General features: G+C 46.6%; 9 protein-coding genes. 6 read left to right on the top strand and 3 right to left on the bottom strand.

Annotated elements, in window-relative coordinates; translation table 11 throughout:
* Positions 1 to 11 precede the first annotated feature (11 nt).
* Positions 12 to 2,219: a GH92 family glycosyl hydrolase gene (locus EV202_RS11640; protein WP_106068912.1), complete on the bottom strand. Its 2,208-nt coding sequence runs from the start codon at positions 2,217 to 2,219 to the stop codon at positions 12 to 14.
* 210 nt (positions 2,220 to 2,429) lie between these two features.
* Here EV202_RS11640 and EV202_RS11635 point away from each other — a divergent pair, with 210 nt between their 5' ends.
* The 6 genes from EV202_RS11635 (at position 2,430) to EV202_RS11605 (ending at position 10,819) form a co-directional block, all read left to right on the top strand.
* Entirely contained in the window at positions 2,430 to 4,316 is a 1,887-nt protein-coding gene (locus tag EV202_RS11635) for an HAD-IA family hydrolase (protein WP_131927168.1), read from the top strand.
* A gap of 554 nt (positions 4,317 to 4,870) precedes the next feature.
* A complete protein-coding gene (gene rplU, locus EV202_RS11625; protein ID WP_106068908.1) occupies positions 4,871 to 5,188 on the top strand; it encodes a 50S ribosomal protein L21 in 318 nt (105 codons plus the stop codon).
* Positions 5,189 to 5,210: 22 nt separating this feature from the next.
* Positions 5,211 to 5,480, top strand: a complete 270-nt coding sequence (rpmA, locus tag EV202_RS11620; RefSeq protein WP_106068907.1) for a 50S ribosomal protein L27 — start codon at positions 5,211 to 5,213, stop codon at positions 5,478 to 5,480.
* Positions 5,481 to 5,652: 172 nt separating this feature from the next.
* Positions 5,653 to 6,927, top strand: a complete 1,275-nt coding sequence (gene serS, locus EV202_RS11615) for a serine--tRNA ligase (protein WP_131927166.1) — start codon at positions 5,653 to 5,655, stop codon at positions 6,925 to 6,927.
* Between the two features lie 178 nt (positions 6,928 to 7,105).
* Entirely contained in the window at positions 7,106 to 8,170 is a 1,065-nt protein-coding gene (locus EV202_RS11610) for a sensor histidine kinase (RefSeq protein WP_131927165.1), read from the top strand.
* Between the two features lie 288 nt (positions 8,171 to 8,458).
* On the top strand, positions 8,459 to 10,819 hold the full coding sequence (locus tag EV202_RS11605) for a bifunctional dihydroorotate dehydrogenase B NAD binding subunit/NADPH-dependent glutamate synthase (protein ID WP_106068904.1): 2,361 nt from the start codon (positions 8,459 to 8,461) through the stop codon (positions 10,817 to 10,819).
* Positions 10,820 to 11,351: 532 nt separating this feature from the next.
* On the opposite strand, the gene panD is transcribed toward EV202_RS11605, so the two are convergent.
* Positions 11,352 to 11,708 carry an aspartate 1-decarboxylase gene (panD, locus tag EV202_RS11600; RefSeq protein ID WP_106068903.1) on the bottom strand — a complete coding sequence of 119 codons (357 nt, stop codon included), beginning with the start codon at positions 11,706 to 11,708 and terminating at the stop codon, positions 11,352 to 11,354.
* Between the two features lie 22 nt (positions 11,709 to 11,730).
* Complete coding sequence (gene panC, locus EV202_RS11595) at positions 11,731 to 12,576, bottom strand: pantoate--beta-alanine ligase (protein WP_106068902.1); 846 nt, start codon at positions 12,574 to 12,576, stop codon at positions 11,731 to 11,733.
* Positions 12,577 to 12,717: the final 141 nt, after the last annotated feature.

Raw genomic sequence — 12,717 nt, 5'->3', positions numbered from 1 at the left:
TAATAGTCTGTTTAAATCTTATCTCCCATTTCAAATTCAAGAACGCCGCCGCCCATTATCTGTTCGTAGGTAATATGCGTTTTATCATAAACCTTACCGTTAAACTTCGTAGAGCGGATATAACAGTTGGTCTTGCTTACAGCAGGCGCCAATACCGTAAACACCTTTCCGCCGGGCAGATGCAACTTCATCTCCGGATATAGCGGAGTACCTATTTCGCATCTGCCGCTAACCGGATCTACCGGATAAAAACCCATTGCGCTGAACACATACCAAGCAGACATCTGACCGCAATCTTCGTTGCCGCACAAACCGTCCGGCGTGTTCTTATAGAGTTCGTGCATCACCTTGGCTGCATACTCCTGCGTCTTCCACGGCCGGCCGGCAGCATTGAACAGATAGATGACATGATGGCTCGGCTCATTGCCGTGTACGTATTGCCCAATCATGCCGGTACTGAAAATAGGAAGCTCGTCATCGGCAGAAGGGTGGTAGGTGAACATGCTGTCCAGCTTTTGGGCAAAGCGTTCTTTACCTCCTACAAGGGCTATCAATCCATCGACATCATGCTGCACCGACCAGAAATATTGCCAGCCATTGCTTTCGCAAATATGCGGGGTGTAATCATCGGGCGAGAAACCTTCTATGAACCATCCTTTGTCATCGCGCGGCTGCATGAAAGAGGTCTGCGGATTATATACATTCTTATAATTCCCGGCACGCTTATAAAACTCGTCCGCCGTCTGCTTCTGCCCCAACTTCTCTGCCATACGGGCAATGCAATAATCATCGTAAGCATATTCCAGTGTTTTAGAGAGCGACCAGTTTTCCGCATTATAAGCATCCGTCAGATTGTAAGGGACATAGCCCAGTTTCTTATACAATCCGATGCCACGATACGAGTCGATGTTGGCCGTGTTGACACACGCCTCCAAAGCCTGCTCAGGGTCAAAATCGCCAATACCTTTCAAATATGCGTCGGCAATGACCGCCGCAGCATGATAGCCTATCATCATATCCGTCTCGCTGCCATAGAAGTTCCATACGGGAAGGCGCCCGTTCTGCTCATAAAAGGCGAGGAATGATTTCACCATATCGTTCACCCGTTCGGGGGCGATAAACGTATAGAGGGGATGTGCCGCACGGTAAGTGTCCCACAAAGAAAAAGTACTGTAATTGGTCCACCCCACGGCCTGATGGATTTTCCTGTCAGGGCCGTAGTAAGCTCCATCCACATCACAGTAAACAGTAGGAGCCAGCATGGAATGATACAAAGCCGTATAGAACTTGGCTTTCTCATCAGGGTCGTCACAGGTGATTTCTATTTGGGCGAGGTGTTTGTCCCAAGCTTTGCGGGTAGCACCCAAGTACTTGTCGAAATCATCTTCGGGCACTTCGGTTGCCAGATTGCGTGCCGCCCCTTCCATGCTTACTCCGGAAATAGCCGTGCTGACAAGTATCTGTTCGCCGGCCTTGGTTTTGAAATCAAACCGTGCAACGACCGACGTCCCGATTCGCCGGCCATCCTTCAACACAGCCGCTGTGTCGAGCTGCATCGAAATAAAAGGTTTGGAAAAACGGGTGCGGAAGTAGACGCGCTGACCACGAGCCCAACCGTCGGAAAAACGATAACCTTGAATAGTGACCGAATCGACCGCCTCAACATGCGAATCGTTTGTAAAGTCCCAGTTCATGGCTTTCCGCAAGTTCAGGAAAACTGCGGCATCGGCTTCAGGAAAGGTATATCGCTGGATGCCGCAACGCTCCGTAGCCGTCAACTCCACATTGATATTATAATCTTTCAGACGCACTTGATAATATCCGGCACTTGCCGACTCTTCCGAGTGGGAGAACATGGAATGAATGCCTAACGGAGCTTCCGCTTCCCGATAAGGCAAAGTCACCGGCATAAAGGAAATATCATACAGGTCGCCTGCTCCGGTTCCGGAGAGATGCGTATGGCTGAAGCCTGCAATGGTGCTGTCCGGATAAAAATACCCGGAAATCCTGTCCCACCCCGGCAGCCCGTTGTCCGGACTGAGCTGAACCATGCCGAACGGTGCTTGAACACCCGGATAGGTGTTTCCTGTAAAATCAGTACCGATAAAGGGATTCACCAAATCCGCATAAGAAACGGGGTTTGCATCCGGCATCCGGGTTCCACATGCCCAAAGAGACAGAAAGAGGGCAAAGAGACTACAAGCTCTGATCAATTTCATTACATTAAGGGGGTTAACATCTATATTATAACAACTCACTTTATTCTATTGAGTTGTTCATCACATTACTTTATTCGCGCAAACAAAAATAATACAATATTCCGAAACTATGATATAAAGGAAGAAGATAAGCTGTCATGCGACCTAAAAAACAGGTAAAATCTTTTATATCAGACTCGTTTTTACATATCTTTGCCACAAAAAGCCAGAATGAACTATACGACCTATCTTTTCGATTTCGATTACACTCTTGCCGATTCATCCCGAGGCATCGTCACATGTTTTCGCAATGTGCTCACCCGGCATGGCTATACGGAAGTCACGGATGATGTAATCAAGCACACTATCGGAAAGACGCTGGAGGAGTCTTTTTCCATACTTACCGGAGTGACGGATGCCGGACAACTGGCCGGCTTCAAAGCAGAATACCGGAAGGAGGCCGACACGCACATGACGGTGAACACTGTGCTCTTTTTAGAAACCAAATCGGTATTGACGGCACTGAAGGACGGCGGCGTACAACTTGGCATCATCTCCACCAAATACCGTTTCCGCATCAAGGAGCTGCTGGACCAGCATTTCCCGGAAGGCTTCATAGATATCATCGTGGGCGGCGAAGATGTGAAAGAAGCCAAACCATCGCCCGAAGGCTTGCTGTTCGCCATCAAGCAGCTACGCACCACCAAAGCCGAAACATTATACATAGGCGACAGCACCATAGACGCAGAAGCCGCCCAAGCTGCCGGAATAGACTTTGCCGGCGTGACCCACGGAGTGACTACCGCCAAAGAATTGAGCAAATATCCACATCTAAAAATAATGGGCAGCCTGGAGGAACTTTTAGAGGATAAGGAAAAGCAACCGGCTCCATGCGAGGTAGGAAAGCCCATCTACCAGGAAAGCGACACCACCCTCTCGCCCGGAAAGAAAAAAAGAATCAATATCGGCCAGATACTCGTGTTATTGTTCCTCTTCTGTTTGGCTGTAAGAAATCCGACAACAGGCGGAAACGGCATTTTCCTTTTCCCCTTTTTCTTCCTGTTCATGCTATGGAGCATCCTGCGAAAAAGGAGAATACTTCCTGTACGGGTAAGAATCTTTATCAATGCACGTTTTCGTCCTTATATAGTACGGCTACGCGCCCTTCATATCAGGATGATTCGAGGAAAAACAACTCTTCCACTCGACAACGAAACAAGTGTTTGCAGAAATTGTGGAACGACCTATACCGGCAACTATTGTAACCGTTGCGGACAAAGCCGCAACACACCGCGTTACAACGTGAGTAATGCTTTGAGAAACATAGCCGGAAGTTTCTTCAATATCGACAACGGCTTCGGGCGTACCCTCATCGACTTGCTACACCGTCCGGGCTACATGATTCACGATTTCATCGGCGGCAAACGCATTCCTTATTTCCGCCCGTTCCAAACCCTATTCGTGCTTGCCGCAATCTATATCATGACCGTGCAACTGATAGACCCTGACGCACTGAACGGGAAAAATGCCCCCTTACAAGGAGAAGAAAACCATTCTGCCATCACCGATAAGCCCGCACTTTCCGATAATAGCCTGCAAGATGAAAATACCGTTTTCATAGACCGCCTGTTCCAAAAAGACGAGACTGCCGAAACCCGAATCAATCGGTTCGTCCGGCAATCTCCCTTCTTGATGAAAATATGGAATCTGCTGGAAAGCTGGACACACAACAACAAAGCTTTCCGAATCATTGCAACCCTGCCTCTGTTTGCAGTGGCCACCCAATTCGCATTCCGCCGCAAGAAGTACAAGCTGAACTACAATACCACAGAACATGTCTTTATACAAGCCTACATTGCCTGCCAGATACTTTTGCTAAGCATCATCGCAATTCCTTGCTACGGCTATGCCCAAATTGACGATCTGTACGACCTGCCTCTATGGGGCATCTTCGCCTTATATTGCTGGGACTATAAGCAGTTGTATCACTGTAGCTGGTGGAGAAGTTTTTGGCGCACCGCACTGATGTTCGCCTACAGCCTCCTGCTATTGCTACTCATTGCCGCACTGATAACCTCTATAGCTTTTGTAGCCATGTCATGGTTTGAAACCCCATAGCCACACCCCTCTGGAAGGGGAGGGGCTATACTGAGCAGGTCGACAACCTCACCCGGAGGCTTGTGTTTTAAAGTTAAATTTCATTGGTTATCAATCGCTTATCATTGTCTTGTCAGACGCTTGTGTCTGACGGCTCAAACACTTGTGTCTGTCACGGCAAACACAAGTGTCTGTCGGCTTGAACACTTGCCTCTGTCACGACAAAGGATTGCAGCTGTCAAAACAGGAGGAGGGAGGTCGGCCTGAAAGGCTCTCTTCTGCCCAATCCCGCTGTAAACCGGTGCATTCAAGAAATATCTTTCCGACAGGATGCAGCCCCCATCTTTAGCAAAAGCAACCGCCTATACCGAAATCAGGTAGTTTCATGGCAGCAGAGGACACTGAAACTATTTGTCTCACCCCTTGAAACTCAAAAAAGATAACAGAAACATTTGCCCATATCAAATAAAAAAAGTAATTTTGTGCCCGATTATTCCGCACCGGGTTCGACCAAGTGCTTTCTAAGTGATTAGAGACCACCCGACGGAGCTAACTTATACATTATATATAAGACAATGTACGCAATTGTAGAAATCAACGGTCAGCAATTCAAAGCAGAAGCTGGCAAGAAGCTGTTTGTACACCACATTCAGAATGCAGAAAACGGTGCAACAGTAGAATTTGACAGAGTCCTTTTGGTAGACAAAGAAGGCTCTATCACCGTAGGCGCTCCCACAGTAGAAGGCGCAAAGGTGGTTTGCCAAATCGTATCGAACATGGTAAAAGGCGATAAAGTGCTTGTTTTCCACAAGAAAAGAAGAAAAGGTTATCGCAAACTGAACGGTCACCGTCAGCAATTCACAGAGTTAACAATCAAAGAAGTAGTAGCTTAATCAATTAAAAAGTAAGAAGAAAATGGCACATAAAAAAGGTGTCGGTAGTTCTAAGAACGGCCGCGAATCACACAGCAAAAGATTAGGCGTTAAGATATTTGGTGGCGAAACCTGCAAAGCAGGCAACATCATCGTTCGTCAAAGAGGTACTGAATTCCATCCGGGTAACAACATCGGCATGGGTAGCGACCACACTCTTTACGCTTTAGTAGACGGTACTGTAAAATTCAAAGTAGGTAGAGAAGACAGACGCTATGTATCTGTTGTTCCCGCCGAAAATACAGAAGCATAAACTTCTTGAAGAAATAAAGGGAGGGGGATGCAATCCGAAAGATTCGCATCCCTCTTCTTTTTATGCAAAAGACAACACACTGTACGTTTTTTCCTTATCTTTGCACCCGAAAACATTGAAAAGATAAACTATTTCAAAACAGCTTCTTAGAGAACTAAAAAACATATAAGACATGCTTACCATCAAACAAATTACAGACAATACCGATGCAGTGATCAACGGACTGAAGAAAAAACGCTTCAGAGATGCCAAAGAAACCATCAGCCAAGTACTGGCATTCAATGACAAAAGGAAAAGCATACAAGCCGTACTCGATAAGAATCTCTCGGAAGTCAACTCTCTCTCCAAATCCATCGGCATGCTGATGAAAGAGGGCAAAAAAGAAGAGGCTGAAGCTGCTAAAGGACGTGTAGCCACACTGAAAGAGGCCAACAAAGACTTGCAAGCCGACATGGACAAAGCTGCAGAAGACCTACAGGCATTACTCTATACCATTCCTAATGTGCCCTACGAAGAGGTGCCCGAAGGCGCAGGAGCCGAAGACAATGTGGTTGTGAAAACAGGAGGCATGGAAAACGAACTGCCTAAAGATGCCTTGCCCCATTGGGAATTGGCAAAGCAATATGACATCATAGACTTCGACCTCGGAGTAAAAATCACAGGAGCCGGCTTTCCAGTGTACAAGGGCAAAGGAGCCGTCCTGCAACGCGCGCTCATCAACTTCTTTCTGGATGAGGCCCGTGCATCCGGCTATACGGAAATCATGCCTCCCACCGTGGTGAATGCAGCTTCGGGCTATGGCACCGGACAGCTTCCCGACAAGGAAGGACAAATGTATCATTGCGAAACGGACGACCTTTACCTGATTCCTACGGCCGAAGTTCCTGTGACTAATATCTATCGTGATGTTATCCTGGAAGAGAAACAACTGCCCATCAAGAATTGCGCCTATACCCAATGCTTCCGCCGCGAAGCCGGTTCTTACGGAAAGGATGTACGCGGACTGAACCGCCTGCACGAGTTTTCTAAAGTAGAGTTGGTGCGCATCGACAAGCCGGAGCACAGCAAGCAATCCCATCAGGAAATGCTGGAACATGTAGAAGGGCTGCTCAAGAAGTTGGAACTTCCCTACCGCATCCTCCGCCTCTGCGGTGGCGACATGAGCTTCACAGCCGCCATCTGCTACGACTTCGAGGTTTACAGCGAGGCACAGAAACGTTGGCTGGAAGTAAGTTCCGTCTCCAATTTCGACACTTATCAAGCCAATCGCCTGAAATGCCGTTACCGCATAGCCGAAAAGAAAACCGAACTGTGCCATACGCTGAACGGTTCCGCGCTGGCTTTGCCCCGTATCGTCGCCGCCTTATTGGAAAACAATCAGACGCCAGAGGGTATCCGCATACCGAAAGCTCTGATACCCTATTGCGGATTCGAAATTATCAACTAACCCAAGAATCATAAAAGCAAGGCGTTTCTGATACGAAATGCCTTGCAACCTACTTTCAGACATCTGTTATGCGAGAAAGACCTGGTTAATATGACAAGTTTTTTCTTTGAGAATGTCTTTGTAATCCGGAAAAAGGCTACTTTTGTCGCATACAACAAATCTTAACGCCCAATCTCACATGGAACAAAAACAGGTTTTAAGTAACTACATAGGAAAGGTTTTCAACCAGTCCCACTGGCTGGAGTCCACCAAATCGACCTTTATTGTCGTAGACCACAACCTGAATATACTTTACCTGAACGATAAAGAAGTTGGTAAAGACGATAAATGCCTGCAACCGGGAGACTTATTGCGTTGCAACAATGCCATCCACAGCCCCGGAGGTTGCGGAACGTCTGAGTTCTGCCCGGAATGCAAGCTCCGCAATTCCGTAAAAAAAGCACTGACCACTAGCGAAATCATCCATGAAGAAGTGGTGTTGTCAGTAGACAACAACCAAAAACTGATTCTGCAAGAGACTGCTACGCCGTTTGAATTCGAAGATAACAAATATGCCGCTATCTTTGTAATCAACATCTCTGACCGCAAGCAGGAACAAATGTTGGAACGTGTATTCTTCCACGATATGATGAATCTGGTAGGAGCATTAGGAAACTTTGTGAACATCTTGAAAGAAAGCCCTGAGCAAGAGATACTCGATGAAGTAAAACGCCTCACCGACCAATTGATGGACGAACTGTCCACACAGAAAGAGTTGATTTATGCCGAGAACGGCATACTGACTTTACAGAACGGCGACATCACGGTAGAGGAATTCATGTCATACGCTTCTTATTCCCTCTGCCCGATGGCAGAAGCCAAGAACCACAAACTTACCACCTGCAACAACTGCAAGGACGAAACCACCATCCATACCGATATAAAACTGCTGCACCGCATTATTCTGAATATGGTAAAAAATGCAGCAGAAGCTTCTGAAGAAGCCAGCACCATTACCCTCACCGCTTCACCGGATGAAGATGCGGTACTTTTTTCCGTCAATAACTCCGGAGTCATTCCGGAAAAGCTCCGCGGTTCAATCTTCCATTTTGGTCAATCCAGCAAAGGTGAAGGGCGTGGCATAGGCACATACAGCATGAAACTCTTCGGAGAAAACTACCTGAAAGGCAAAGTTTGGTTTACAAGCAACGAGGCCGAAGGAACGACTTTCTTTTTCCGGATACCACTGAAAGCTGTAGATTAATTTGCACTCTTTGCAGAATGTAGAGGTCGGTCGAAGTTATTTACCGACCATCATTCTATAAAAAACATGATGAAAGGAATCTCTTCTTTTCATCATAAAGGATAAAATTCTTAGAATCTCTCTACCACTTACCGCCAACTACAACTACGTTCCCTAAACCCTCTTTTTATCCTTTTTTCGAAGGATTTTATTCGCAAATAGAGCACGTTCTAATAAATAAAACATATCTTTGCACAGAATATCAATCTGACAGGTAATACGTAATTATACCAACAAAAATATTAGATAATGAATAAAATCATTAGCAAAGAACAATTTTCAGAGAAGGTCTTCAAGTTTGAAGTAGAAGCACCGCTCATCGCAAAATCGCGCCGTGCCGGACATTTCGTTATTATCCGCGTAGACGAGAAAGGTGAACGTATGCCGCTCACCATTGCGGACGCCGATATTCCCAAAGGTACAATCACATTAATTGTGCAGAACGTAGGTCTTTCTTCCGCCAAAATGTGCAGGATGAACGAAGGCGGCTACCTCCTTGATGTAGTAGGGCCGTTGGGACAAGCTACCCACATCGAGAACTTCGGTACTGTGGTCTGTGCCGGAGGCGGTGTAGGTGTCGCCCCCATGCTCCCCATCATACAAGCCCTGAAGGAAGCCGGCAATCGGGTAATTTCCGTGTTGGCCGGCCGAAGCAAAGAGCTGATCATCCTTGAGGAAGAAGTCAGAAAATCGTCCGATGAAGTTGTCATCATGACCGATGACGGTTCTTACGGTAGCAAGGGGCTTGTTACCGAAGGTATCGAAAGCGTCATCAAACGCGAGAAGGTGGATAAATGTTTCGCCATCGGACCTGCCATTATGATGAAATTCTGCTGCTTGCTGACCAAGAAATACGAAATACCCACTGATGTGTCCTTGAACACGATTATGGTAGATGGTACCGGCATGTGTGGTGCCTGTCGCATCACCGTAGGAGGGAAAACCCGCTTTGTTTGCGTAGATGGACCGGAATTTGATGGCCATCAGGTAGATTTCGACGAGATGTTCAAGCGCATGGGCTCCTTTAAAGATGTAGAACGTGAAGAGATGAGCCACTTGCAAGACAACACCTGCCAAGCCCTTCCTTCAGATAACAGGAATGACTCTTCAGCTTCTTCATCAAGAATAGCCAACAATACCGGAGCACAGCCCTCCATGGAGGAACTCTTGGATCGCAAAGCTCCTTGGCGCGAAGTTCTTCGCAAAAACTTGAAACCCAAAGAACGTACTGCCATTCCTCGTTGCCCGATGAACGAACTCGATCCTGTGTATCGTGCCACCACCCGCACCGAGGAGGTGAACACCGGATATACAAAAGAACAAGCTATCACGGAAGCTAAACGCTGTTTAGACTGCGCTAACCCTACATGTATGCAAGGTTGTCCGGTCAGCATAAACATTCCTTCCTTTATCAAGAATGTGGAACGTGGAGAATTTCTACAAGCTGCCCGCGTACTGAAACATACTTCTGCCCTACCTGCGGTCTGCGGCCGTGTATGCCCACAAGAAAAGCAATGTGAAAGTCAGTGCATCCATCTGAAGATGAACGAACCTGCTGTAGCCATCGGTAACTTGGAACGCTTCGTAGCCGATTATGAACGCGAAAGCGGAAATATAGCCTTGCCGGAATTGGCTCCCAAAAATGGAATGAAGATAGCCGTAGTTGGTTCAGGCCCTGCCGGTTTGAGTTTTGCAGGCGACATGGTGAAATACGGTTACGATGTCACTGTGTTCGAAGCATTGCATGAAGTGGGCGGTGTACTGAAATACGGCATTCCGGAGTTCCGCTTGCCTAACGAAATTGTAGATGTGGAAATCAACAATTTAGAGAAGATGGGAGTCCGCTTTATAAAAGACTGCATCGTAGGTAAGACCATCAACGTAGAGGATCTGCAAAAAGAAGGATACAAAGGCATCTTTATTGCCAGTGGTGCCGGATTGCCCAACTTTATGGATATCCCCGGAGAAAACAGCGTGAATGTCATGTCAAGTAATGAATACCTGACACGTGTCAATCTGATGAATGCTTCCGATCCGTCAACCGATACACCGCTAAATCCGGCCAAGAGTGTCATCGTAGTAGGCGGCGGAAATACGGCTATGGATTCTTGTCGCACGGCCAAACGCTTGGGAGCTGAGAAGGTACGCATCGTCTACCGACGCAGCGAAGCCGAGATGCCCGCCCGTTTGGAAGAAGTGAAGCATGCCAAAGAAGAAGGCATTGAGTTCCTTACCCTACATAATCCTATCGAGTATATTGCAGATGAAAAAGGTGCAGTGAAGCAAGTCATCTTGCAAAAAATGGAACTGGGCGAACCTGATGCCAGTGGACGCCGTAGTCCGATTGCCATTCCGGGGGAAACTGTTACATTGGATATCGACCTGGCTGTGGTCGCTGTTGGTGTATCCCCTAACCCCATTGTTCCAAAATCCGTCAAAGGATTGGAATTGGGACGCAAAAACACAATTGCCGTGAATGACAATATGCAAACGTCCATTCCCACGATTTTCGCCGGAGGCGATATTGTGCGCGGTGGAGCCACAGTAATCCTCGCGATGGGCGACGGACGACGAGCCGCAGCAGCCATGCACGAGAATTTGAGGAAGTAGTTCGTTCAAATCACGTACCCTTTCCGAAATAAAAGGCATCTTTCGGGTTAATCTGAAAAATTGAGAAGCAATTTACCTGAATTCGGGATAGGCTGTTCCTTTTTTAAAGATGAGGGGCGTATCTTATCGGTCAGATATTCGTTGAATGCAGCGGTTTACAGCGGTCAGGCAGAATAGAAGAGAGCCTTTTACGCCGATCGCCCTCCTCCTGTTTGACAGGTGCAAGCCTTTGTCGTGACAGACGCAAGTGTTCAAGCCGACAGACACAAGTTCCTGACGTGACAGACACAAGTGTTTGAGCCGTCAGACACAAGTGTCCGACAGGGCAGGATTAAACGTCTGATAAACAATGGGCTTTGATTAAAAACACAAGCCGCCGGGGTGAGGTTATTGACCTGTTTCTTATCCCGAACTCAGGTAGCAATTTGAGCTCCTCTCCCGATTCGTACAGATGCCATCTTCCTATAGGGAAATAAAAAAGCCCCGCTTATGCAATAAACACAAGCGGGGCTTTTCTTATTCCTCAAAGAAATTACTTCACCACTACTTTATTCGTAGCAGGATCAGGAAAAATAACTGTCGGCTTAAACGACTTAGCCTCTTCAAAATCCATCAAAGCATACGACATGATTATAACAATGTCGTCAGGCTGAACCTTACGAGCAGCAGCGCCATTCAGGCAAATCTTACCTGAGCCGCGCTCCCCCTTAATGATATAGGTTTCAAAACGTTCGCCATTATTATTGTTGGCAATATACACCTTTTCACCGGCAATCATGTTGGCGGCATCCATCAAGTCCTCGTCAATCGTTATACTGCCCATATAGTTCAAATTAGCCTCGGTGACACGGGCACAATGGATTTTCGACTTCAACACTTCAATCATCATAAGATTGATTTTTTATAGTTTATTATTCTTTGTACTTGATATTATCAATCAAACGCACTTCACCACAAAATACAGTAATGCAACCCACCGCATAAGAAGTATCTTCCCAATTAGTTATCTTCTGCAATGTATTGCCATCTACCAGTTCAAAATATTCCAAACGCAATCCGGGAGCCACTGCAATGGCATCTTCTACAAATTTCTGTGTCTCAGCTACCGTATGCGATGCTGCAAAGGTACGACTTTCAAACAAAGCCTGCGAAATTTTCAAGGCATTTTTACGTTCTTCAGCAGATAAGCGAGCATTTCTACTACTCAAAGCAAGTCCGTCAGCCTCACGAACAATCGGACAACCAACGATTTCCAAAGGATAATTCATCCGACGCACCATTTCACGAATAATCGTTAACTGCTGGAAGTCTTTTTCACCAAAGTATGCTCTATCCGGTTCCACTGCATCGAAAAGCTTACTCACAATCTGGCAAACCCCATTGAAATGTCCCGGACGAAAAGCTCCTTCCATCACGGTATCTAAAGGTGCATAGCTAAATCGACGCGTATCCGGTTCCGGATACATCTCCTCCACCGAAGGAGCAAACACAAATGCCGCACCGCAATCTTCCAACAAACGGCAATCAGCCTCCAATGTACGGGGATATTTTATTAAATCATTCTTATCGTTGAACTGAGTAGGATTTACAAAAACGCTTACTACAGCAACGTCATTCTCGGCCACACAACGCTTCACCAATGAGGCATGACCAGCATGCAAGGCACCCATCGTAGGCACTAAACCCACCCTTTTGCCCCGAACTCTTAAATCCGAAAGAGCAGCCTGCAAGTCCTTGATAGTATGTACTATTTCCATCTTTATCGTTATATAACAACTTTTCGTTCGTAAAAGCGCTGCAAAATAAAGTATTATTTACCACATAAAGAAGAGATATCGTAAATTAATGCAACTACCATCTCACTTCTACGCCTTCCAGACTTCCATTATTTCCGTGAC

The sequence above is a fragment of the Prevotella heparinolytica genome, assembly GCF_004342845.1.
Classification (GTDB): Bacteria; Bacteroidota; Bacteroidia; order Bacteroidales; family Bacteroidaceae; genus Bacteroides; species Bacteroides heparinolyticus.
Note: the sequence above shows the minus strand (reverse complement) of the source record. Positions and strands in the feature narration are given on the sequence as shown.